The following is a 25,415-nucleotide window of genomic DNA, read 5'->3' as shown; positions in this document are numbered from 1 at the left end:
ACCGATAAAGCAGCGATATCAACAGTACCTAGCTAACAAAAAATGAAGTGCTCAATACTAGTTGTTACTTTTTATACCAATGGGAAGACTCAGGGACTCCAACAATAAACTCAGTAACGACTGGATGCTGAATCACTTGAGTAGAAACTCATTTCAAGATCTACAACTGAGTAATTACGTTAACGCAGAAGTGGACAAAAATCAGTTTCGGCAAATCGAATATTCGAAATTCATGAATAACTTAAGGTATGACAAAGTGAAAAGAAGCCCACGGATCGAAGTTAAGAAAGTGGGCAAAATATGGGTGACATGATGATGTTCAAAGTAAGCAAGTTAATAATAGGCACGCAAATGCATATTGGCAACAGTGTTTCTATGACCTACAGCTCGCTTTTGGACAAAAATGCGTTTCGGCAAATCGAATATTAGAAAATCATCAATAACTACAGGTATGGCAAGTTTACTTGTGAAGAGCTAGCGCGATGAGTAGCATCGCACTAGCAAAAGTATTGGTTTAGATGCGTACTAAGTGCCGTTATGGTAAATCGAACGCCTACGCACCCCCAATCAATTCCTTTAATCCCACTGAATTTATGTTGACTATTAAAGATAAACGGGGATAAATCAACGCACATAAATGGCCTGTCGCCGTATAGAAAACGTTAGCAGTTAAAGGAGGTACGTGGTGATAATTTGGGGCTCGAAAGGACGAGAAATTGTCGAGGGGAAAGGTTCTTTTTTTCTCTCCAAGGTTAAAGGAATCTGAATGATTCCTTACCTGAATGATCGCGGCATAACTACGTCAGAATGAGTCGCTGACTGATCTAACTTTTGCTCTACAATCTAAACACGAGTGTTTGTTGTACACTTTCATTTTGTTTTCGGGATTTTAGATACTCTCATCCTGCGAAATGCCTAAATTGACCTGATTTGGGCTTGAACTAGAACATGGTGGACCAGCTCTGACAGCTGCTCCCCAGCCCTAAAGCGAAGAAACGTTAAACGGTGCCCACAAAGAATGCACTCAAACAGATCAACCTTCACATACCCTTTCAACATGGCGGCGTAGCCGGGCATTTCAGGTGCGTCTTTAGACGCGATCCCTAAGGCATCGTAGACCTTAGAGAGCATCTCACCACGAAGTCGGTTTGATAGAAAACCGAAGTATCGAATCATTTTGAAGTGCTTATCTGGAATATGCTCAATCATGCGCTCTATCAGAGCTTCTGGACTCAAAATGAGGGATTCCGTTCGACCATTCCTATGAAGTCTTCGATAACATTACTTAGCTGATCATCCTCTAGGGAGACTCGGAGAGAACCACGTACAATTTGATCTTCAATACCATAACTTTTGGCTAGTTTTAGAACTTGATCATTCACTTTCTTGTTAGGAGCAAAGTATTGTAAATTTACTGTCGATTCAGCGAGGTCGAGTCCACAAAACTTGCCACGAATATACAAAGAGTCATTTATGTCTAATCTGACAGTCTTAGCAAAGTAAATACCGATCAAATCACCAGTATTAAAGCTAGTGTTTTCAACATTTAAACCATGACGCTTTAGATATGGAATTAAGTCAAGCTCAAGTCCCAACGCAATAAGGTTTTTCAACGACTCATTAGAGGTAAGCTTCTCTTGAAACAACAATTTTTTGAAACAGTCTAATGCTGATTGAGTTGGTACGGGGTTTTGTGCATAGAGCTTTTGTTCAATAACTTTGTCGTAGACTTGATGGAAAGATTGCATAAGTTGATACCAGTGAAAAATTTTCATTATTATATGGAGTGACACACCCTTAATCTACCTCGATCCAGAAGTGAAAGGCACACTTCGTTCAAACTTTGGCGCTGCGTATCATCGAGTAAAACTATAACCATCCAATCACACTTGGCAAAGCCCGCCCAAGTTTAAGAGCGCCTCATAGACAGAACCTTAAGCATTAAGCTCAGCGTAAATTCCGTCTAACGTAATGTTTTTTTTGACTTCCTCTGCGCGGACTTTTGAGCGTTCCTTGATATATAACTGGTAGCAGATTCGATTTTATTGCTGATTTCTGACCATGCGCCGTGACTGATACATTCAAATATTGGTAACAGCCAGACATCCACATTTTTTGCCGCTTTAAACAATGAGACCGATGGCATTATCTGAAGCGCAATACTACGCCTAATGATCAGCGCAAGTAAATTGGCCCAGATGAGCCCATCAACGATGGCCTTTTGTGCGGTGACAAATCGTTGCCAGTTGGTGTGAGACTTTAACTCTTCAAAAGGGCTTGTTGCAAAAACCTCACGAGCCGCCAGACTTTAACTATGATTCATCACTGAGCAACACGTTATGGTCAAGTCTGAATTCAAATGGCGACATTTCACCCCCGAACTTATCTTGTGGTGTGTCCGTTGGTATGGCACTACCGCAATGAGCTATGCAAACCTCAGTGATATGTTGTCCGAACGAGGTGTCTTCGTTAATCGCTCCACGATTTATCGTTGGTTCATTCACTATGGGCCTATCCTACATAAGAAGTTACGCCGTTATCAATTCACTCGTATTGACGCCTCCTGGCAGCTTGATGAAACTTACGTCAAGGTGAAAGGCAAATGGCATTATCTCTACCGAGCCATCAATAAACGTGGGGAAAGCCTGGGTTTCTTTTTCTCTCGTAAACGCAATAAAGAGGCGGCTTATCAATTCCTAAAACGCTGCTTACGCCGCTATAAAACATCCTTTCATCCCCCAAACATTGAATACTGATAAACATTCGTCTTATGGTAACGCCATTGCCCGCCTCAAGCGTGAAGGCCGTTTACGGCAAGATGTAGAACATCTGCAAGTGAAATATCTTAACAATGGCATTGAATCTGACCACGCTCCGATTAAAAAGCTTATCGAAGGCACAGGTGGATTCAAGGTGCGAAAGCGGGCCTGGGCAATGATTCAAGGTTTTGAATGGTTCCGGATGTTGAATAAAGGCCAGTTTGATTTTTGGTTACGTCGCGATGAACCAAAACTGAGGGTGCAGGAGAGATCCGTCTTCCTCAATGAACTCTTCAATATCTTTGGAATATACGAATGAAATGAAGTGCTCATATGGGAGCCTCAGACACATCTTCCATTTTTGCAACAAGCCCGTTCAGTCAATGAAGTGTAACGATTGAACTCGAATCTTGTGGTGCATATTGGACTAACCAGTTTTTGTATATGAAGTAGGATGAGACAGTGGATACATACTCATCGTTCTTCACGGCCCACTCCTGATAGGAGATGTTTAATGAAGTGGTTTTTTTAGCTGCGCAGTATTCCGCTTTTAAAAAGGCAGTGAGGGATTCGAAACTAAAGTCTCGGATCTGGTAATGTTCCAAAAACATAATGATATTTTCATCAAACGTTTCAAATGGATTCGATGAGGTGTTTAGCTCGTGCGTATGATGTAGTTGCATAATATTAACTTAGTCTTCTTATCTTTTTGTTAAACCAGACTAACGTATGGCTATAAACGTTTAGGAAATGTTTGGACTTACATCCCTATACTTTTAATCGGATATATCAACTTGTTTGCAACGTTTGACGTGGTTAGCTTTTTTCTTTGTTCAGTGCCTTATACAAAAGGCTCCACCCATCTTTCATTCAAAATTTGAATGGTTGTGGGTATTATATTTGTTTTTGTTATGTGATTATAGCATTCATTATAAAGTCGTTTGCTATACTAATGATATTGAACTTCCGTCCATGTAAAAAAGTATGCAGATGAGTTTGGTTCAAAATGTCAATTAACGGAAAGAATTTGAAGACTTAGTATAAATTTTTGAATAAAGGTAACAATGTAGCGACAGATATGGTTCACCCGGGAATTTTTCTAAGTCGTGTACTTCATTTCCTAACGCCATTTTAAGTGTTTCGTATTATAGCACTCACACGCATTAATATCTGTTCACCAAGCAAGACAGCTTCCATCAAGAAAATAAGGTACAATTTGCACTCATTCTCATAAAAGAGACAGGGAGGATTTTAGTAATCCCAACCTTACCTCCGTTTTTCAGTGTGAAGATGAAGCAAACCGATTTCGTTTCATGAAATTAAACCTCGAACCAACTACAGGTTACCCCCCGTTTAATCCATGAACCCTTTTGAATGCTTGGACGATTCATACATCGGGGGGATACGGGCAAAAGGACTTACATAATACTCCCATCCACACAATGAGAGAGGTAATTATGGAACGTTTTAAAGTTGTTGATTCAATTTCTAAGTCGTTAGATCGGGGTGAGACCACGTTCATTATGACTGCTAGCCCAAAGGGTAATGATTATGTGTATTCGGTTGGTCTATCCGTCAGCACGGATAATCAGTTCGAGATCGCCCTCACGGGTTTAAGTCCGGTTCAAATGCACTTCTTTGGTAATCATTTTGCTAATCAACTCAAAGAACGTGTAATTGAGTTAGATGAGCCTATCACTTATGTTGAAGAGGTATTCAATGTACCGGTTGCGTTGGTTAAAGTGTCTCAGGACTGTATGCTTGATGGGACGTTCACTATCGCTGAAACCACACTGGGTATGAATGACAAGCAAATTCCGATGTTTCAACTGGTTTTACCCGATCCAAATGGCCGCTTTCCATGGCAAGAGGGCGTTGATGCAAAGTGGAAGTCATATCAAAGTATCTTCTTCGATGTGGCTCAATTTGAAAAATTGTATATCTAAATACTGGCAAAGTCGTGTCACCATGATTCGACTTGTATTTGGCTAAGGATGGACACTATAAATCAATGAACAGGTATGTAATTTCATGTAGTAAACGGGCGGGATCTAAGTATATTCAGACCCGACTGTTTGGTCTGATAAGCCACTTCTAAAAGAGTACTTTTCCAGTTTCCTGTATAAAAATCCGAAAGGGCTGCACAGCAACAGGTGAAAGCACTATTGGCTCGAATCTATGGCTTCAGACGTGCTTTATTGATTTGTTCGAACACTCAGTTGTACACGAGTAAAAGTATCATACTAGTGTTTATCTAAATCATAGATCTTCTTGACTCTTCGCTGCTCTGTTGAGTCATAACGCGATAATTCTGACTTCTACCATACAGACTAATCTCTTTTTTAGTCAGTATGGATGGTTCCTATTTTAACCCAGTTACTTACTCGGCTTTTACATATCCAGGGGCTGGCAATCCAGTCGATTAAGGTCGATGAGTCTACTCAAACTGTTGACGTTTACTGTCGTCGAGACGGACGATTTAAAGTGACTGACCCAAAATCTAACCAAACTTGCACCATCAATACTTACGTTTGTCGAACCATTTATGACTTACCGATAAGTAGCCGTTGTTGTCGAATCAATTTTGAGCTTGGGCAAATCCGTACAACCTAAAGATCGCGACGTATTAAAGAGTGTGACTTTGTAGAAAAAGGTGTACGTTATTCCAAAAGATTATGTGAACAAATTAATGGCTTGTGCCGTCACATCCTCGCCAGTGCGATTGCGAGAGACTATGGACCTCGCTGGGAAACGATTAAGAATGTTGACAAGGCGGCGCTTACTCGTTTCGGTGTCCAAAATGTATAAGCAGTTGAAAGGGCTGTGATCACGGCTAGCTATATTGTTGCCATAAATTTACGGTAAAATATGCTATAGAACATCTTTTTAGTTTGAGTTAAGTCCATAATTTAAAATGAAATGTTATTTTTTCAATTGGGGGGGTAGTAAACTCCTTTATTAATCTACAAGCATTGGTTCTTGTAAGAGGTATTTGTAGGTGAAATAAAAGGATTCCAAAAATGAAGCGTCTTATTTTTCTAGCTTTTTGGGCTGTTGTACTGGCAGGTTGTTCTTCGTCAAGTATTGAGCCAAAAACTGAAGTTCAGCCCGTACCTTTCAGTGATGATAATAGCCTTGCATTAAATATTGCTAATCAAACATACTTGAGGCAGCCCTACACTTGGGGACTCGATACTTACCAAAGCCCACTGAAAGACTTCACTGAGGAAGAAATAAAGGCTATTGAAACTTCTCTAGAAAATAACCGTGGTGATGCTTCGTATGTAGCTTCGGCAATCTCTCTTGCTACGGGTAATTTGATGGGAGCAACAATTCACTTTGCTGGTGGCTCTTTGGAGAAGTTAGTAACATCTGACCATATAGCCTCAAGAGCTGGCTGGATCATAGCTGTTGATTCATCATTGTATAAAGATGGAGTTGCTGCAAATACAGCTGCAAATAAACTTATCGAAGATGCTGTATTAAGAACGTTGAAAGATAAAGGAAATATCCTTACTAATGTAGTTCTTCAGGAAGAAGGCACAGCAACGTTTGGAGGTAAGATTTACGGAAGAACAGGCTACGTTATTGGTGAAGATAAGAAAACCAGTTTTGGGCTTGTTAGTGATGATTACCAAAACAAAAATGGTATGAAGCTTGGTAAGACGAACTTAATTGATGCCGACTCTCAGTATGTAACTATCTGGAACACACCATCTCTCGGTCTTGGTTCAATTTATCTCTTTCATGACAATAAAGTTCAAGGGTATGAGGGGGTAGAGGGCTACGAGCAGTACGTAAAAGACGTTACAGCTAAATTACCAAAAGGGTTTTACTTCTATCTCCCATCTTTTCCACAATCAGGTTATCGCGTTGTCGAAAATATAGAAGACTGGGCTTGTTCAACATGTGGAAAGAAGTTTTCATATCGAATGCTAAACATTCATGTTCCTGCTATATACACACAAGGCAAGAAATATGAGTTTATTAAGCCTCAGATGCAGGATTAAAATTCATTTTCTAATCAAGTAAGCGTCCCTAAACCTTTTTGGGGCGCTCGTACAATCTTCACACCTGGCCAAAATTCTGTTGAGACAACGGCCAGTAAGCTTCATGAATCGTCATTTACTTTTGAGCATGTTCTGAGTGAGTCTGCCCACCCCGTGAGTTAAGAATCGAGCGGGTGGGAAGTCATTCCACTGAAAGTGGAATGACAGAAATAGAAAATATCTGTTCGTACCGCTGCCTATTGAAAGCTTGGTTTCTCCTCTATACAAAAGAACCCCATTTTCACCTTAGAGCAGGCTTCCAAAAAAGCTTCTGCTTCCTCCCGACTGACCGTGTAATTATGGACATGGAGCGCTTTGTAATGGGTTGGAGTGATAACGTCAAAATGCTTCAGTACCCATTCGGGCATTAAACATTTGATTGAGCGTTTCATGGTATTGATCCCACCACCTTTAGCGCCAAGCTCTTTCATTTTGTTTTCTAGATATTTCCCTTCGGCCACTATTGCAAGAATGCGTTCATCCGATGTATCAAGTGAGTAATGTGGAATTTGAACTAAATGCTGGTGGTCTGAATGACGATTTTCTCTGGGCCGTTGGTTTTGGTTGGGTTGGCTTGATAAGTATCGTTGTAACTCAACTTCAGGTGAAAAATTGACCATTTCTTTGTGGTGCTCAGTAAGATCCCCATCGATCAGACCACGTGATTCGTATAGGCGTTTTAACTTATCAGCCACTTTCTTGCAGCATTCCGCATCGAACTTGTTCGTTTCATGGTCCGTGAGAGACACTTTGTGCAAAATGGTATGTGCGTCAGCTGTTGTGTCGCTGTCGAAAGATACAGGACGAAGATGCTTCAAACTGAGCTCCTCGGCGTGTGTATCAGGTTCATTTCCTGTTTTCTTATTACTCATAATGACACCCAACCGCATTAAGAATTAAATAAAAATTTGAGATTTTTCAACATACTAATTAATAGTAATTAAGGGTTTTCGTATTGGCAAATCACCAAATAAGATATTGCTGTTTACCGAACTTTGTGTATAGCCATGGTTAATGTAAGGTGTTTTGTAAATGGTTGTTTTGTATGTTTTTTGTTCTCACATATCAATGGCTCGAACTTTACCTATGCATAAGTATATGATTTTTATGGCTAAATTCTTGATTGGGTTTGAATTGCGTCACAATTATTGGCACGGGTTTTTCGATGAAGTCTGTTTACATCTTCTCAACAAATGTGCAATGCACTTCACAGTTTGAATTCCCAGTTAATGATTTTCACTCGGGTGAAGACGCATCCGAGATAAGAAATTTCCCATTTACTTGCCTGTCTTTGTCTGACCCCCATTACCATATTATGTTATCGTATACGGGCGACGTTTATTTTTGCCATCCCTCCACCAGCGGCGAACCGACGTTCTTGCACCACCTTGGCAGTAGAGGCGGAGTGTTGGCTGTCTTTCATTGAACAACGAACACTCCAGTTGTCTATCTAAGCTCCATCTCGCTGCCTGAGTTTAACTTCATGGCGGTTTTCGCTAACACCTCGGCCCAGAAATCGGAACTCAGGAGTTTCATCATGCTGAACTTAGGCTTGGTATAGTTCTGTATGTCCGTCACTTGGTACTCATCACGCAGACTTTCACGGATCTCGAAATGCGTTTGAATGTCGTCGGCAAATCCGATTTCAACGGCCTCTGAACCTGTCCAAATGTAGCCAGTGAAGATGTCCGGGTTGTCCGTTTCCAATTTCTCGCCACGACCTTCAATTAACGCCCCTTTGAACTCCTCAAATAATGGCTGGAGGACATGTGACTCTATGTGCTCTGTTGCTTCAGGGTTCTCGGGTAAAAACGGGTCTAGCAAGGCTTTGTTTTTACCCGCTGTGTATGTCCGTCTTTGAACTTGAAGTTGTTGAATCAGTTTGTCGAATCCCCAGGTATCCATTCTGACGCCGACACTGCCGATCAACGAGTTTTTATGGGCATACACTTTGTCTGCCGAGGAGCTGATGTATAAACAAGCCGACGCACACATTTCACCTATCGAAAAATAGACCGGCTTATTGGTGGTTTCTCTCATGGAAATTAACGTCCTATGTAATATCTCGGCCTGCACTGGGCTACCACCCGGTGAATTCGCTTCAATCAAAATGGCATGAGCCAATGGATCTTTCATGGCTTTTCTTATGCTTTCTGACAGGATAGTTCCATCAGCTGTCGGACTGCCTCTCTCTACAGCTCCCTCCAGTTGTATGAGCGCTATGTGAGGAACCGGCATGTTGAAATAGTGGCTTCGATATATGGTTTGACCGACCGCGAACAACACACCAAAAACAATGAAACCGACCTTAATACGATTTAGGTTGTGAATAGACCGGTATCGCAGCGTAAACTCTTTGAGGCTTTCTCTCAATGACTTTGGTTCTTGATTCTTCTTTTTAAATATCCGCATGTGATTGATTACCTATGTCTGTTTAAAAGCGTTGGAATTCACGCATGATAGTGGTGGTTAACAGGATGCATAAACCAATGAAAAATAGGGGTAAATATCGCCAGAACTCGCCATCAATGATGGGGACAACAAGGAATACCCACAGTGAAAAGAGAATGATGAATATCATGCGAAAGGCCATGGCCGCTATTTTCACGTTGTGCTGTTTAAAGGCGTAGATTCGCTTACGATATTCGTAGTAAGAATCACTCATGAACGCGAAGATAAGCACCCCACCTAAAAGAAGCCATTCCATGAGTACGTTCAGGCGAAGTATGCTGCGATACCACCACATCTTTGTGTTATCAACCAGCCGCTCTGAGATACCTGCGATAAACACCCCGGACCCATTGGTTTTTTTAGGTTTAATATAAAATCTATCAATGACGTTGGAGATGCCCGTATCGACCATCGTCGTCTGGTATTGACCGTTTACACGGTCGAACACTATTTCTGATTGCTCTTCGGTCATTGTCGACTGGACAATGGACACCTCATCGATGACGTCGGCTCTAAATTGCTCTGCTGACATACCAAACCAGCAATACAACAAAGAGAAGAACCAGATCATAAACCCTAACCTTACCCACGGGTTTAGTATTGTGACACCATCACCGAGTAAGGCTTTGTTACCTTCGTCGATAAAAGATTGGGTATCATGCGCCATGAGCAGCCTCCAATATCTTTTCAGGTTTGAGTAACAGGTCTAACAAATTCACCGAGCGAGGATCTTCGAAGGCGTAGGGAGCGATACCCATTGTATTGAGTTCAGGACGACCGAAGAGTTGAGGGAGCAGTAACAGGCTCAGTTGGCGACAATGTTTCTCGCTCTCTGAGGTTAGTTTTCTGTCAATGACTTCCATGCAACATACGCGGCTGGACGTAGCAAAGTCTGAAAATGAACAGCGAATCGGGTCCCAGATTAGGTCGCAGCCTGACTTTGTGTCTTCTGACGTGACCATGACTTTGAACAGTTCGGAGGTTCGGTCAAACACTTTCACAAAGATGTGCTTGAAGGCGACTTCTTTACCGTGCTTCTCATAATGCTCATCCCATGTGTCGGCCATCTCTCGCAATACCACATCAAGTAAGAGTTGTTCTTCTCCTTCATTGAAAGAAGCTGGCACAACGTCACCGAATAACCTCACTACTCGCATTTGAACCTCACCAAGAGACGGCCAAATAAACGCTTGATAATTCAATCGCTCGCTCAACTCTTTATCGATCGTTCGATTCAGATAAACGCTGGCAGTAATTTTTTTGAATTTGGTCGATACTTTCATAATCTTTCCTTAACGTGGCTCTACAGGCAGGCGGAGTAGGGTTTTATTTCCATTTGAGAAGCTGCATATAGCTTGCAAATTGGGTAAGGCCGATACCATGAACGGTGGAAATAAACTGCGCTCTTCTGATGACTCACGTACACCAGAACCTGAATTGAATGAAGAGACGGAGTCTTGTGTTGAGGCGCTGTTTGAAATCATCTTTTGATGCTTTCTTAGATCGGCAGCCCCCATCTTTTCTGATACATATTCACGAGTTACTTTGCCTTCACATCGCATGGCGATGGTATTGGCACACAGCTCGGTTATCCTATCGGCGGTCGCTTGCGAGGTTTTTTCTACGATGTCGGGCATGGACTGGGTACTTAAGTACAGTTCGTATTTGGATTGTCGACCGACGGCGAGTAAATTTAGTATTGGATCATTAAGCGCGTTATGGGCTTCATCAACCATAAAGCAAACCTCTGGCTCTTCTCCTGTACCAAAGTTATAACGTTCAGCTGACGATGCCGCTGCAGCTGCCGACACAAGCTTCGATAAGGTGCCTGAAATCACTGGGTCTGTTAAACCGTCTGTGGCGCAGTACAGCACTCCACCTGTGTTTGATAACTCGCGTAAATTGACGACGTTCGGTTGGTTGTCCGATAAATTATTTAAATCAGGGGACAACAATGTATCTAGAGGCGCCGAGCAAAGTTGTTCCAGAATTGCATTCAATGAGCCAGTTTTGGTGCTCACTTCAGATGATTTTTTATGGAAGGCGTCAATGATCCCTGAAAGTTGAGAGCAAGGTTTGTCTTTGGCCATGACATCGGAATAATACATGATCATGTTTTCAAGCCAGTCTTGCGATCCCATGGCCTTGATGCGACCGTTCATTTGGGCTTTCCAGTCCACACCTATTTCTTGACTGAAGTACGTTTCACACGTTTTCTCTACGAGACGAACTAGACCTTCACGCAGGTAGTAATGAAGGGTACGAAGTGTGAGTCGTTCACCGATGTATTCCGCTGCCTGAGTAATTTGGTTTACACGTTCCCAACAGAATTGTTTAAAGACTTCCCCAGAAGAGCCGCCCGTTGGAATACATTCAACGACACGGGTTGCCAGTTCCGATGTTCGGTTATAGTTGGCTAGGCAATCAACAACGACAGACTCAGATGGCCGTGCGGGGGCAAAATAGTAGAACTGGTCCCCTTTACCCTGACGCTCCATCTCTGCTTTCAACCCATTTCGCATTTCCGGCGTATTTTTGGGGTCGATGACGATGAGCAAGCATTTTCGCTTTGACCATAGTTTGTTTAATGCGATTAACTTCAACAATGTTGTTTTGCCTGAGCCTGGAACGCCGTAGATGATTGTGTGTGCGCGGCCTACATCATAATGCACAGTCACATCTTTCTCGTTGCCCAAGGCCATGAGGAATGGCTCCCCACCTAATGCTTCGTTCAGATCAGGGTTATAGGGGATAAACTTCCTTAAATATAAAGGCACTTTTTGGTCGCGGCGTGCAGAAGGGAGGGCATTGATTTTATACATATTGATGGCGTGCTCAGGCCCCCAATTAAAGCCGGTCCCTAAGTACATACGGTCTTTGTATTTCTCTGCCTTCTTTCGAGTGTCTTCCAAAGACTCTATATCCAGTTTGTTTGAACACAATCGAGCCTGCATCTTTAGAATTGGCCATGCTTCAGAAGATCGTTTGGCGGCCATGACAAAGCTGGTGGCCATACCTAACCCTGTCAGCATCACCGTATCGGGAGCCGGTGTCTCAGTGAATAGGTTGTACAATGCTTGATATCCACCAGCGACACTGAAAAAAGCACCCGAAGCCAGCCATGCGCGAGCTTGTTGTATCTCAAACACTTCACGGAAGTAGTCTTGAATATCGTCATACAGGGGTTTTGTGTTTGACTTAAACATCAGAAGCGACTCCATTAGCAATTAAGTTCAATTCTTTGGCGAGGTTTGAATCTAAAATTAACTTCTCTTGCTCGCTGTTAATGGTGAGCTTTCCTGCAAAGAAATCGAGGTTATCCATCCGCTCTGGCCTACCATAGTCATTGAAATTTTTAATTTGATCTAAGAACAGTTTTTCGCCCACACCGAACAGTTCTGCGAAGGCTTTGACGCAACTGCTGTCCAACTTGATGTGCTCTGTCGCGTCAATACCCAATATTTTCCCTGGCTCTATGTCATCTCCGAAGCGGTCAAAAAAGGCCGTCGTATTCATTTCCATGTTGGTCATCTCTACAAGACAAAGAACCCACGTTTTGTGCGCGTAGATTGCATTTCTTGAGCTGTAGCTGACAATGGAATCACCATCGGTCTTACCATTGGATAGCGCCCATGCCATCACATAACATAGGGTTCTTAGGTCTTTATCAGACACATTTTTTAAAGCGGAAGCTCTTTGCGGTGCTTTTTGTGTTTGGGACTTACGCCCTTTAGCTGCGGTGGCTAGAGGTTTGGACGACGGTGCCTGAACCGGTTTGTCGTCAGCTGCGTTGATGTTCATGCCATCCCATACACTAGGTGCCGCATTGTTTTCTTCCACTGACTGATTTGTTTCATTTTCGAACACGATTGTTGGCCCACTTGTCTTTGACGGTGAGTTTGCATTTGTGGTGTTCGCCTTAGTCGCTGCTTTTTTCGTCGCTGGCTTTTTCGTTGCTTGAGGTTTGGGTGCTGGTTTCTGTGCAGGAACGTTTTTCTGAGCAGGTGTCGCTGTTGCTGGCTTCCCATTGTTGATCGTATTGGCCGGTGCTGGTGCATTGATCTGCTGCGGGGTCGTTGTCGGAGATTGATTTTCGGCAGCTTGCATGAGTTCTTCAGGTGGTTTTGGTAGCCCCGGCAAATTCAACGAACGAGCTTTATTACGATTTACTTGGGAGCCTTGTTCTGGGTCCAAGTTATAAAGGGTCTGAAATGGGTTATCTTTTGGCTCGGTATAATCCAAGCTGCCTTTGGCGTCGATTGTTAAGCGTTCACCCATGCTAGAAAATTCGATGTAACAGTCTTTAAGGTTAGGTGGGCGTAATTCACCTTCGAAGACCAAATCTGGATAACTGATACGAACGATATCCACTTGTCGCATCTTCCCTTGCTTCGCTGTAAATGTGAGCCTCACAAAGTCTGACTCTTCATGCATCGGCTCCACAATACCTAGCTCTTCCATCTCCTGAACCACGATACCAATGTTCGATTCAATTCTGGCTAGGTGACCCGAGTTGCTAGAATTAGCGTTCATGTGGCTGATGATGTCTTGCACGCCATTTCGGTAATCGAGGTATACCTCCCCATCAATGACATACATGCGAGCACCGATTTCATTGACTTTGTTCCAACGGTTTTTTCGTAAATCTCGGATGGCCGAGATAATGCCGTGACTCTTACCGGCTTTACGCTGTCCGATGAGTTTGTGGAATTGGGTTCTACGATCTCGTTCGGCACTGAGCGCATCGGCACGGCGCAATGGTTTCTCGATATACCCTTCCTTACGGGCATAGTTCTGCAGCGCGTCAATGATTGGGCCTGAAAGGTTATCGTTAGATTGATATAACCAGCGCTTTGCTGTGTCACTCAGTACTCTGTCTAATAACAGCACTGACAGCTTCTCATGGTAATGGTTAGCACGGCGTGGATTCCAGCTAACGGTGTAGCGGTCAATACCGTACTTTTTACTGAATTCGTAAATGGTTTCAATTTGTGGGTTCCAAGTGGTATCCAGCTCTTTCCCCGAAATCCTCATGTCAGAAATGACTTTCCCTGCATCATGCAACAAACCTGTCAACCATGCGGCAAAGCGCCATCGCGGTTCTCGTAGCATCTCCTCATCTTGGAATCCGATAGCCAAAGGTCGAGAGCCCTTCGACATTCTTAAGGTCATTAAGGCAACATCTAATGAATGACGAAGTAGGCCGCCAACTTCATTGTGATGATGGTACTCACTAGCAGGCAGTAGGTGGAAAAATGAAATCACAGAACGGATCGCATGCATGTACGTGTTCATAAAGCATGGAGTCAGGCTTTTATCTGTACCTTCGAGCATGCCTACGGCAAGGAAGGTTTCCTTAATAATGCCTCTATAAGCGAATAAAATGTCCCCCTCCGTTAAGACAGGGACACCATCTGGCGTCGGCGGGTATTTGATCATGCTTGCGACTTCTTTCTGCAAGCGAGTGATCTCCTGCTGCTGCTTCAAAATAGTTTCACTGGCGAACTCCTCATGTAGCTCACCAGTTTTCAAGCGCAATTTCTCTTTTACGATAATTGCACTTTGAGTTAATTTTGATCTGACGCCATCAAACATTCGCATTAAGCTGATTCCTGTAGTGACTCATCGGATTTTTGAGTTATTACGGCTTGAATTTCTTCCGCACTCAGTGGGTCTTCGTCTTCGCCTAATATCTCAGCGCCACCAGCATGAATATCCACCGGTTCTGCTTCTTGCTCAGTTTCAGCTTCATTCAATGGAGCCGACACGTTATCTGGCTGCTCATCGGTGACCTCTTCAACCACCTCTACTGGTTTCAACTTTTGATTGATTTGCTGATTAACGCGTTGGTGTGTTGTGCCACGTCCAGTGTCTAGCGAGCGAAGTTGGTTGGTAATACGGAACACGTCGTTAGAGAAGCGTGACATCGTAGAAGCGAGTTTGATTTTCGCGTACTTGTAACGTTCTTCGTCGACATCGCCTACCATCCAAAGTACTTCCATGACCGCCATCGAGTTGTCGAATTTTCGAATGACCTGCAACACGCGTTGGAAGACAGGGTGGGTCACATCGATGACGACTTTGTGGTTATCTGGTACTTCGATTTCAGGAAAAGGTACATTGCGATTTTGTTTGCGGTATTTACGCTTTACTGCATCAGCCTGTCTTGCAAACTCACCTTGACCTTCTTCCAAATGTTCAAAGTTGGTTTCAAAGATAGACACTACCGCATCACGGTTTTCATCGTTGTCTTCGGTGGACTCGTACAGCGTCGCAATTCGTTGTGTTGCGCCAACCAATTGACCGCCTTTTTGACCTAAGTAGCGGTACATTGTCTCGCTTCGACACACGATTGAAACGGGGATGTGGCGTCGCATTTGCTTAAATTCAGCCATGGTGATTCTCCTTAGAGATTGATGAGTTCTGGGTAATGGTCAGCGATGACCTTTTCTAGCTCGCCTATTTTTCGGTTGTATTCCCTGCTTAGTGGGAGCCCTCTATCTGCAATGAAAATGCTGAGTAATACGCGTCGTTCCTCTCGAAGCGTTTTATAGCGCTCCCTTAATCCGAGGTAACGTCGTGTGGGTGGACTGATAATTTGCTTAAATGTTAGGAACAGCTTTAATTCCCAATCCCTCATGTATTTTTTACATTGTGATTTGGAAAAAGGGTGGGTCAGCACTTTGTAGGGAATCTTGTTCTCTGACTTGTTCTCGTACTTCGTCGCGAACTTAGGAATTTCATAGTATTTCTCTGAATTCGGAATCTTCTTATCGGGATCAAAGTGATACGCCTTCTTTTTTGTTGTTTTGTTTAAGCGGCTCATGTCACGCATTCGAAGTTCAAAACACATCACCATCTCCCAACCGTCTCTGTCTTTGGTGTAATACTTAGTCCCAATCAGTACATGGCCTGTATTGGCGAACGTGCTTCTACGATGGTAAGAATTGTCTTTGATAATTTTATGGTTCTGTTCGAGCTGAGGTTTTCGGTAATACTTGTCAGCTAAGTCTTCCATTTCGGCTATAAGTTCACCGGCTTCGGCATAGACCGCCTTCAGTTCCATTGCATTACGTTTTAGGTTCTTGGTGATCAAACCCAATTTTAAATCTGCATGGATATCGTCTTTTTTAACCTGAACATCAGCCTCAATGTCCTCAGTAAGAACATCAAGTTCGGCTGTTAGAACGTCAAGGACATCCGTCTGTTCATGCATAAAACCTGTCTCCTTCCCAAATGGGGTATTGGTTGATACTGCATGAATTAAATCGACGTTTTTTCAAATAAGGGACGAATTTTCGCTAATAGATTTCAGAATTGCTTTCCGAATAGGGCAGGTCTGCGGGTGTTTACTTTGGTATGAACAATGGTTCAATCATGAATGTCGTAGCCACGATTTTGAATTTGTTTAGCCTAACGCTTTGTCTCGCTACGACAGGGAAGGGGGACTAGACATAACCAGCGTTCGTGGAATTCAGCTGGTGACTAACGATTCGAGCTCGTGCAGTCGCTCAACTCAATTTCTCTGAATGACATTGGAACTAATGACTTTCCACCAGCTCCTCGGCTGTGAACTGGCGGATAACCAGCACCCCAGAATTTGTTCCGGCGCAGATGTCGATTCCCATGTCTTGCACTGACACGGGATGATGTGTCCCGGCACTAGCGCCGGTTTATCACCCGAGAACCTACTGGTTACGAGTATCACCTGGGCTCGCTGGTATGAAAATTATCAAACTCAATGTCATTGCCTGACACTGAATGCAATAAAACCTGGCACCAGCCCCTCGGCTGGCCAGCGCCCTGGTGTTCGCTCCGGCGTAGATTTCGATTCCCACATCTTTGAATGACATTTCAGTTGCGAGCCAGCCACCGGCGCTCAGTTTTCTGCTGGTCATCAGCACCTCGACGTTATCTACCTCTTGGACAGGCACTGGGAGACGAACATTTCTGGGCCGAATGTACTCTTAGGCTTTTTAATCAGGCAAGAGCCTCGGTTATCACCCGAGAACCTGCTGGTCACAAGTATCTCCGGGGCTCGCTGATAAAAAAACTGAAACTCAATGTCATTGCTCGACACTGAATGCAGTAAACCCGGCACCAGCTCCTCGACTGGGAACCGGCGGATGACCATTACCCAGGTGCTCACTCCGGCGTGGGTAACGAATCCCATGTCTTGCACTGACACCGGATGATGTGTCCCGGCACCAGCGCCGGTTTTTCACCCGAGTGCCTGCTGGTCAACAGGCGACGCTGGTATCAAAAACTGAACCTCAATGTCATTGCCTGACGCTGAATGTGGTAAACCCGGCACCAACTCCTCGCCTGGGACTCGGCGGTTGACCAGTACCCAGGCACTCGCTCCGGCGTAAGTATCATTTCCCCGTGTCTCGCACTGACACGGGATGTTATGACACGGCACCAGCGTCGGTTTATCACCCGAGAACCTGCTGGAGATGAATGCACGGACCGGGGCTCGCTGGTAACTAATATCCAAGTTCAATATCTGTGACCGACACTGGACGTTATGACCTGCCACCAGCTCCCTGCCTTGGAACCTGCCGATGACCAGCACCCAGCCGCTCGCTCTGGCGTGGGAATTAATTCCGCATGTCTCGCACTGAAACGGGATGGCATGACGCGGCACCAGCGCCGGTCTTTCACCCGAGAATCCGCTGGTCATCGTGAGCTGAAAATCCGTCAATGAAAATTGGCTTGAACACCATTTTCTAGATTGTTTAGTAATTAATTCATATTCATTGTCATCCCGTGAAATTGAACCGTCTCGGGCAACGACTCAATCTTGGGTAGTACCGATCGGCTTGAGATGATTTTGGGATATTTATATTTATTTTTTGTTTTTAAGAAGGGCTGTACCGCTCAGGATTGGATTTCAATGTCTTGGTTAGACTCTTTACGGTTAGCCAAGTGGTCATTGATTCACTCTCGGGCTGGGTCGAATCATATTCATGGGATGTCACGGTCGATGAAAGATGCTCGGGCAAGGTCGATTTCGTTTCTTAGGGTGTCACGGTCAATGAATGATGCTCGGGCAGGGTCGATTCCGATTCTTAGGGTGTCACGGTCAATGATTGATGCTCGGGTAGGGTCGATTCCGATTTTTAGGGTGTCACGGTCAATGATTGATGCTCGGGCAGGGTCGGATTCTGATTCTTAGGGTGTCACGGTCAATGATTGATGCTCGGGCAGGGTCGGATTCTGATTCTTAGGGTGTCACGGTCAATGATTAACTCTCGGGCAGGATCTTTTCTAAATTGCCATGCGCCAGCGACCTCTCCCTTGGCGGGAGCCTTTTTTTAGCTCCCCCTTTATAATACTACTATACGGAGGGTGGTACACCACCACTGATATATGACTAAAGGCCGCATTTTTGCGTGAATTTTCCTTGTCACCAGTCACTTTTTCGTCTTTTTGATACCACCCCATGTATATGTAGGAGATATGACCACCACACTCATAAAATCCTTATTTTCAAATTCCCTACATATATTGAGGGGGGGGTCAGACATCCAGTTTATTAGCAGGTGCAAATGTTTTCGGAGGTTCAATTTTAATCGAATTTTGATACCACCATTGATATATGTAGGGACAGTGATGCCAAATTCTGAAACGAACTATCGTTTCATAGTGGTTGATTAGCAGTGAAGATCAGAACTAGATTACTTTCGTTAAGGCGCGTCATTGAAAATAAGGATTATCAGTACCGCTCAAAATGTGTATGTCGGTTGATGGACGTTCTTTTGAGTAACGATTTTCGATTTCTGGCTAATTGCTTTCAAGAACGCGCAAATTTTCCCATACAATTCCCAATCCCACCAAAATAGAAACGATGTTATGCAATTTTTGTCAATTGTTTCTACAAATGTCATTCCTTAACCGATTTATTACGGTGTTTATCAATATTTCCCAAGCATCTCGATTTACCTCATACGCAATACAATTTTATTCGATTCATGCACGATATTTTTCAACAACTAACAATAAACATGAAAAATACCCTCACTAATTGCTAAACCATCATCAATTTTTGTGTATCACTAGGTTTGACATCAAGACAAATGATCGGAGTGATTGATTATGAACAAACAACTGGAAGTTGCAGCGATAGATGTAGGATTTGGAACCACCTGCGTTGCATCTGAAATAACAGGCGATCACTGTTATTACCATTGCTTCCCATCAAGAGCTGTAAAGGTGAATCCTACAGAGCTGAAGCGACTGGAATCGTTTGGCACAACTCAGCGAAATACGGTTTTAGTCAACATTGACGGAAGTAGTTATGAAGTGGGGCCGGGAGTTTTGTCTAAAGCAACTGACGCCAACGAAAGACTTCTTAATAAACGTTATATCTCAAGTCCGGCTTACAAGGCGCTGTTTATCGGTGGCTTAAGTCTATTAAAAACGGATTGCATTGACTTGCTGGTGGCTGGTCTTCCATTAAACCAGCTGGATCGTAAAGATGAACTACTCAATTTTATGATTGGTGAACATCATGTGGATGGGCGAGTGATCCGTGTAAAACAGGCACATGTATTGCCGCAGCCACTTGGCGCACTTACTTATCATGCAAAGTCTGAAGCAATGAAAATGAACTGCGGGATTATGGAGGCGCTTGGGAACCGTGCGAGAGTAACTGTTGATCCAGGTTATGGAACAACCGACTTCTTGACTTCTACGGGGCTTACAATCGACGAAGAACGTACAAAGGCATTCGAACTAGGTCAGGGGAAAATTCTCAGAAGCCTGAGCACCTACCTGTCTGAGGTTTTGGGTACGTCCATCAGCACAGAGTTGGTAGACAAAGCATTCAACACGAAAAAGCTCGAAATATTTGCCGAAACGTATGACTTCCCTGTCGCTAATGATGTCTTTGACTGCTTGCCGCTGATTGACAGTTTGTGCAATGAAGCAGTCGATTTACTTACTAACATGCTTGGTGAAGCATCAGACATACAAGAGTTTATTGTGTCTGGTGGTCCAGCTCCAGATTTCGCGAGAGCACTAGAACGTGCATTTCCGAGACATACTGTGAAGTTAGTCGAGAAACATGAAGTTGCTGTATGCCTTGGTTTTGCTGAGTTAGCTAGACAAATCGCGGGTGTTAATTCAAACAAGGTTGCGTAGCTTATGAGTAATAGTATCGATGTTAACCTGTCGACTTGGGTGGAAAGGGGAGCTATCGAGGTCCCCGATAGTCCTAAGTTTAAGCGCATCATGTTGCGGCGAATACTAAACAAAGGCGCAGTGATTAAGCGATTGCACGAGTCGAACTGGGAAAAGATATCATCACAAGTTGAGCTGACAATGCCGTTCAACGGCGAGAAGGTTAATGAGCGATTTAGAATATCTAAACGTGATTTCCCAGTTTTGTTGAGCGAATTGAATCATTGTGAAAACCGAAGTTGGTTACTACCGATTCTTTTTCAATTGGGGCTGTTATATCACCAATCCGGTGAAGCAATTATTAATCGATTTTTGGGTAACGTGAACACCAACAACGAACACGGTTCTTCACAGAACTCTCCACAGATACCTGAAGCTAAATCACCACAGACAGACCCTGCAGATTTGGTATCTACGGAACTGGTTGATAACTTGACTTCAAGCGGATTAATTAGTTGATTTTTTTTGCACGGCGCATTTTTCAATAAGTCAAGACTTAATATTGAGAATGTGTATATTTTTTTTCAATCATTGTTGAGATTTTATACATCTATGCAATAATCCAAAAGGTCAGTAAAACAAATTGCGTATTATGGAATTCGTAATTTTGTATAAATGAACACAACGTCAATACTGTAAACGCAACCTAACAACGCTCGTGGTGAGCTTAGTAAGGTGTTTGAAAGGTCAATGTTGGGATCGCTCAAACCGCGTATAAGCATGGAAGATTTACTTATGAAACGTCTAGGCCACATGGCAGCCGTGCGTGCAATTTCCGCTCGCATATTGTTAGCTGCACACCAATCTGTTTTAACTAACAGAGAATGCTCCGCTCCAATTAACTTTCTGACTAACATCGACGTAGATCGATTTATAAGCATCGAGCCCGATACTCTAGAGAAGTTTGTAGAAACGCAGCATCATATCTTTACCCTTGCCCCATTACGTTCTGGCTGCACTAACCAAACAGGTTTATCGGTTCTCAACACCGCAATTGAAACAGGCCAGTTTGAAAACTATCGAACACGATTGAACGCTTATCTCAATGTCACTTCTGAATCTACACCTTCTACTGATGAGGTGAGTTTTCAGTGCCAATCTCTAATTCTCGCGATGCACAACCTCGCTCAAACAGATCCGCATTCTGCCATGATTGAGCTAATGGCAACTCAACAAGAAATCATTAAGTTTGCTAGTTTTGAGTTGTTTCAAATTGTCAGGTTCACATCTGCCGGTATCAATCCTTTCGTATTTCACGAAGGTACTGAAACTGAGATGTTGAATGCCTTAGAGACTCATGAATTTCAAAGTCACAATGTCGGCGTAGAGCGCATTCGTATGCGTACCTTGACCGATATGATCTAAATTCAGTCTGTTCACAATTTGAAAGGATAGTCATATGTCCGAGATACAATTATCCACAGCGTCTCAAATGGCGCTGAAATTGGAGACGCGAGCACTCGATCTTGTACGCTTTGGTGCAAACGCAGCCACAATTAAAGACCTTTTAGGTTCAGTGCCTAAGTCTGCTCAACATGAGCTTGGCCGAATGCAGACAGACTTTAAAAAATCAAGAATGGGTAAAGATGCGAGCTTTCTTCATCAAGTACCGGAAGCGTTTTCCATCTCGAATAAGCTTTGGGCTTATTATTCAATCCTGTCCAATGACCCATCAGTTAAATTGCCGCTTCAAGACAATATCGACAAGATGCTTGATGCTTATGCAAGAGTATTTGATGAATCGAGTGAAGACATACGTGCTTACGTGAATTTCAATCGATTTGTTCAACTCCTTCATCGTATCGGTGACGGTACGATTCACATTTTCAAATGTCAGTGTGGGACAAAATATATTGGCCACACTGAAAGACCTGGTACTGGTTGTGCTCATTGTCGTGCAGAAAGAGCGAGAAATCGTCGTAAAGCCAAAGCCGCTGAGGTATAGATTATGAAATCGAACTATCTAGGCTTTTCGATGTTATGCGCCCTTACATTTGTAGCTACCGCGACGGCAGATGCAAATTTCGTCAATGATAAAAGTGCCGCTCAAGGTTGGCACTTTTATGGGGAGCCTGAACCAGAAGAACCCAAAAAGCCCGAGCCTCCACCAGTCCCTATAGCCCCTCCAAGTGCAACAAAATCTGGTCCTGAACCTATGTCGACGAAATGGATACGAGCGCACTTTATGGAGTTTGTTGGTGAAGCGATTAATGATCCTAGTCCGGATAACATCCAACGAGCCCGATACATGCAACGTGTGATTATGGACAAGGCGACTGCTTTTAGGGAAGCGTGGATGAAAGATGTCATCAACAACCCTCTTCTTGATGAAACACAAGCAAGGCCAACATCGAGTTTTGCTCTTAATGCTAAGAATGAAGCTAAGAATCGTGCAGAACAAGAAGTGGTACAAGAAGTAGCAAAACAAGCAGGGTTATGGTTCTTTTTTGAGAGCACTTGTGATTACTGTAAACGCCAAGCACCAATTGTCCAACGCCTCATGAGCAAATATGGCTTTAATGTAAATGCGATCAGCATCGATTTAGCGCCAATGGGAAATGGTATGTTTCCTGAGTATCAACCGGATACCAAGCAGAAATATAAAGAGCTAGGCGTTCAAAGAGTGCCAGCTTTGTTTTTAGTTGGTAATTCCGGTGAGTTTGTAGCGCCCATTTCACAAGGTATTGTGACTGAGAGTGAAATCGTAAGATTGGTTCTTATTCAGGCAAAGACAGCCAATGTGATTTCAGAAGAACAATTTAACGACGCGTCGGCAGTTGAGTCACTACAGCAAATTACACGATTTGAAGATATTGATGAAGAAAGAGCCTTAACAGACGCAAACTATCTAGTTGAAATCTTAGAATCGAACCTCAAAGCACAGCAAGGTTACTAGCTTTATCGCGGTTAATTGGAGCCTGTTCATTAGTTAATGAGCAGGCTTTTTTATATCAGTTTCACGTTAATTACCGAAAAAAGGCTCCTTATTTGAATTTTTTGTACTGGCGTTAAGTAACACTAATCCTAGTTCTCTATCAGGATATGGTCATGAAGCTTATACCAGTGGTTCTACTGACATTCAGTACATTAGTGATGGCTAACAAGTCACAAAAGCCCGTGATTACGTCATCAAACACTACAAACTCCCATCAATCGACAACTCTACAAATAGTAGAAATGCCCGATTACGAGCGGCTATTTGGCGCTATTACGTCGAATAAAGGCGACGTCAACGCGTTGAAAGTCAGCCTACTAAATTTCTATTCAAGCTTGCTCCCAGTTTTGCGTTATGAAGCTCTCGTACTTGAGGTGCCTGAAGCTTTGACCGCTTATAGCTCTGCAGAGTCAGCAAGCTACGAACTCGCCAAGCTTCACCTTATTGACCCTGAAACTATAGAACCAAGTGAATATCAGTTTTATGAGCGAGTAGTGGTTGAAGATAGCTACGAAATTGCGAAGGAGTTGGTTCTCAATGTGTTGCCGTTTATCCCTCCCTCTGAATCAGCTCAACAGAAAAGTTTGACAAAGAATGTCAATGCACAAGCGCAGGAGGCAATCAATTATGAAACGTATTAGGTCTTTTATCGTTGCCGCCTCGCTGACGTGCTCTATCAATGTGTTGGCCAACCCAATGCAAGGCGTCTTCAATGGCTACTCGACAGGTCATGGCATTGTCGACTACGAAACCAGTAACAAAAACGCCATCGCGCTCGGTTCATTTTCATACCGAGTTAAGAGTCATGATCCAAATATTGTGAACTTTCAAGGTCCTTCGATGAAAGCCGGATGTAACGGGATTGACCTTAATCTGGGTTCATTTTCAATGATCAAAGATTTAACTGGGATGCTTCAAAACTCAATGAGACAAATTGCAGCGGGTAGTGCGTCGTATGCCTTCAACCTAGCTTTAGATGCTCTGTGTCCAACGTGTGCTGCAAACATCAAAGCCTTGAAAAAAGCGATGGATGAATGGAACCAATTTTTCAAGAACTCATGTGAAGCGGGTCAGGCATTAATGGCCAATGCGGTCGGCCCATACGAACAATCAATCCGAGATACTTTGGCAATCAGTCAAGTCGCAAACTCAACGGGCGTTGCGACAGATTCAGCTGATTGGTTTCAAAACATGGTCCCAGGCACTTCATTGCTTGAGCTCTCCCAAAAAGTTCAGAATGGTGAGGAATTACTGACAGGTAACCTGCTAATTAACGGCATGAGAACATCAAAAATGAATGTTGGTGCCTCTGACTTCTTCCCTAGATTTTCGGAAACCGTCATGTCTCTAGTTGGGACAGAAATCCGTGATGTTGCTGATAACACTAACCCTGACCGCCAAGGTGTCGAAACCTCTTCAATTGCGACAACTCCCGTACCAGCGACATTGACTTTGCTAGATATCGCTTTTGGTGGATTTGATACTCAAGAACAAGTGACAAGGCTCAAGTGTAATGACGGTAACCCAGATACGGTGGCCAGCTCCAAATGTCTCGATATTACCCAAGAAACGATTGATTGGATGCCGTTGAACAAACAGTTCTTAGAGGCGTTGGACGGTACGACAGACGGAACTTCAGGCGTATTAGAGGTGTATCGTACAGGTGCTCGCGGTGCGAATGATTTTGGTCCTACTCAAAAAGCAGTCATACAGGGTGGCGGTATGGATGTGTATGGCTACATAGCTTTACTCGCGACCAAATACAGAAAAAGTTCAGAGGTCCAAGGTTACTACGAGGCAATTGCTAATGAATATGCGTACAACTTTGCGATGCAATTTTTCGCGTCTGCTCGTGCGTATTTGGATGCGGTCGCAGTCGCGGCAAAGGCCGACAGCGATGCTAATGCCCTAGCCTACATCAAAGAAGCAAGAGAAATATTGAACATGCAGATGGACATTGTGGACCGTCACTATGAACAACAAGACTCTAAGAACCGTTTGCATATGTTAGTTGAGAAGAGTATGGAGAACTAAGTC

General features: G+C 43.5%; 18 protein-coding genes and 3 pseudogenes. 10 read left to right on the top strand and 11 right to left on the bottom strand.

Annotated features, from left to right (window positions below; translation table 11 throughout):
- Positions 1 to 915 precede the first annotated feature (915 nt).
- The 3 genes and pseudogenes from L1D55_RS09680 to L1D55_RS09670 form a co-directional block, all read right to left on the bottom strand.
- Positions 916 to 1,266, bottom strand: a pseudogene (locus L1D55_RS09680) (transposase); the annotation flags it as partial.
- Complete coding sequence (locus tag L1D55_RS09675; RefSeq protein ID WP_239917281.1) at positions 1,233 to 1,748, bottom strand: hypothetical protein; 516 nt, start codon at positions 1,746 to 1,748, stop codon at positions 1,233 to 1,235. The pseudogene L1D55_RS09680 and the gene L1D55_RS09675, both read right to left, overlap by 34 nt.
- 186 nt (positions 1,749 to 1,934) lie before the next feature.
- Positions 1,935 to 2,272 (bottom strand): annotated as a pseudogene (locus L1D55_RS09670) (IS4 family transposase); the annotation flags it as partial.
- Positions 2,273 to 2,339: 67 nt separating this feature from the next.
- On the opposite strand from L1D55_RS09670, the pseudogene L1D55_RS09665 reads away from it, so the two are divergent.
- The 3 genes and pseudogenes from L1D55_RS09665 (at position 2,340) to L1D55_RS09655 (ending at position 6,769) form a co-directional block, all read left to right on the top strand.
- Positions 2,340 to 3,078, top strand: a pseudogene (locus L1D55_RS09665) (IS6 family transposase).
- 1,138 nt (positions 3,079 to 4,216) lie between these two features.
- Positions 4,217 to 4,705, top strand: coding sequence for a DUF4262 domain-containing protein (locus L1D55_RS09660; protein WP_239917280.1), 489 nt, complete (start codon positions 4,217 to 4,219; stop codon positions 4,703 to 4,705).
- A gap of 1,074 nt (positions 4,706 to 5,779) precedes the next feature.
- Positions 5,780 to 6,769: a lipoprotein gene (locus L1D55_RS09655; RefSeq protein WP_239917279.1), complete on the top strand. Its 990-nt coding sequence runs from the start codon at positions 5,780 to 5,782 to the stop codon at positions 6,767 to 6,769.
- A gap of 236 nt (positions 6,770 to 7,005) precedes the next feature.
- Here the strand turns inward: L1D55_RS09655 and L1D55_RS09650 are convergent, their stop codons facing one another.
- The 8 genes from L1D55_RS09650 to L1D55_RS09615 form a co-directional block, all read right to left on the bottom strand.
- Positions 7,006 to 7,680: a hypothetical protein gene (locus L1D55_RS09650; RefSeq protein WP_239917278.1), complete on the bottom strand. Its 675-nt coding sequence runs from the start codon at positions 7,678 to 7,680 to the stop codon at positions 7,006 to 7,008.
- A 574-nt stretch (positions 7,681 to 8,254) separates the two neighbouring features.
- A complete protein-coding gene (locus L1D55_RS09645) occupies positions 8,255 to 9,220 on the bottom strand; it encodes a S49 family peptidase (protein ID WP_239917277.1) in 966 nt (321 codons plus the stop codon).
- A gap of 22 nt (positions 9,221 to 9,242) precedes the next feature.
- Positions 9,243 to 9,926, bottom strand: a complete 684-nt coding sequence (locus L1D55_RS09640; protein WP_239917276.1) for a DUF4400 domain-containing protein — start codon at positions 9,924 to 9,926, stop codon at positions 9,243 to 9,245.
- Positions 9,916 to 10,542 carry a hypothetical protein gene (locus L1D55_RS09635; RefSeq protein ID WP_239917275.1) on the bottom strand — a complete coding sequence of 209 codons (627 nt, stop codon included), beginning with the start codon at positions 10,540 to 10,542 and terminating at the stop codon, positions 9,916 to 9,918. The genes L1D55_RS09640 and L1D55_RS09635 overlap by 11 nt, the downstream gene beginning before the upstream one ends.
- Before the next feature lie 9 nt (positions 10,543 to 10,551).
- The gene (traD, locus tag L1D55_RS09630) at positions 10,552 to 12,465 is read right to left on the bottom strand and encodes a conjugative transfer system coupling protein TraD (protein ID WP_239917274.1); all 1,914 of its coding nucleotides are present in this window, start codon (positions 12,463 to 12,465) and stop codon (positions 10,552 to 10,554) included.
- On the bottom strand, positions 12,458 to 14,860 hold the full coding sequence (gene mobH / locus L1D55_RS09625) for a MobH family relaxase (protein WP_239917273.1): 2,403 nt from the start codon (positions 14,858 to 14,860) through the stop codon (positions 12,458 to 12,460). The genes traD and mobH overlap by 8 nt, the downstream gene beginning before the upstream one ends.
- Positions 14,860 to 15,654, bottom strand: coding sequence for a hypothetical protein (locus tag L1D55_RS09620; RefSeq protein ID WP_081230202.1), 795 nt, complete (start codon positions 15,652 to 15,654; stop codon positions 14,860 to 14,862). Before L1D55_RS09620 ends, mobH begins: the two co-directional genes overlap by 1 nt.
- An 11-nt stretch (positions 15,655 to 15,665) precedes the next feature.
- Positions 15,666 to 16,475 (bottom strand): hypothetical protein, encoded by an 810-nt coding sequence (locus L1D55_RS09615; protein WP_239917272.1) that lies wholly within the window; start codon positions 16,473 to 16,475, stop codon positions 15,666 to 15,668.
- Between the two features lie 2,882 nt (positions 16,476 to 19,357).
- On the opposite strand from L1D55_RS09615, the gene L1D55_RS09610 reads away from it, so the two are divergent.
- The 7 genes from L1D55_RS09610 (at position 19,358) to L1D55_RS09580 (ending at position 25,412) form a co-directional block, all read left to right on the top strand.
- Positions 19,358 to 20,404 (top strand): ParM/StbA family protein, encoded by a 1,047-nt coding sequence (locus L1D55_RS09610; protein ID WP_239917271.1) that lies wholly within the window; start codon positions 19,358 to 19,360, stop codon positions 20,402 to 20,404.
- A gap of 3 nt (positions 20,405 to 20,407) precedes the next feature.
- Positions 20,408 to 20,902 (top strand): hypothetical protein, encoded by a 495-nt coding sequence (locus L1D55_RS09605; RefSeq protein WP_239917270.1) that lies wholly within the window; start codon positions 20,408 to 20,410, stop codon positions 20,900 to 20,902.
- A gap of 276 nt (positions 20,903 to 21,178) precedes the next feature.
- A complete protein-coding gene (locus tag L1D55_RS09600) occupies positions 21,179 to 21,808 on the top strand; it encodes a hypothetical protein (protein WP_239917269.1) in 630 nt (209 codons plus the stop codon).
- 34 nt (positions 21,809 to 21,842) lie between these two features.
- A complete protein-coding gene (locus tag L1D55_RS09595) occupies positions 21,843 to 22,388 on the top strand; it encodes a hypothetical protein (RefSeq protein WP_239917268.1) in 546 nt (181 codons plus the stop codon).
- A 3-nt stretch (positions 22,389 to 22,391) separates the two neighbouring features.
- Entirely contained in the window at positions 22,392 to 23,339 is a 948-nt protein-coding gene (locus L1D55_RS09590) for a conjugal transfer protein TraF (RefSeq protein ID WP_239917267.1), read from the top strand.
- A 152-nt stretch (positions 23,340 to 23,491) separates the two neighbouring features.
- Positions 23,492 to 24,019, top strand: a complete 528-nt coding sequence (locus tag L1D55_RS09585) for a hypothetical protein (protein ID WP_239917266.1) — start codon at positions 23,492 to 23,494, stop codon at positions 24,017 to 24,019.
- Positions 24,006 to 25,412: a conjugal transfer protein TraH gene (locus tag L1D55_RS09580; protein ID WP_239917265.1), complete on the top strand. Its 1,407-nt coding sequence runs from the start codon at positions 24,006 to 24,008 to the stop codon at positions 25,410 to 25,412. Before L1D55_RS09585 ends, L1D55_RS09580 begins: the two co-directional genes overlap by 14 nt.
- Positions 25,413 to 25,415: the final 3 nt, after the last annotated feature.

Source organism: Vibrio sp. Isolate22, assembly GCF_022398115.1.
GTDB lineage: Bacteria > Pseudomonadota > Gammaproteobacteria > Enterobacterales > Vibrionaceae > Vibrio.
The sequence above is the reverse complement of the archived record's forward strand: the minus strand, read 5'-3'. Positions and strand labels throughout refer to the sequence as shown.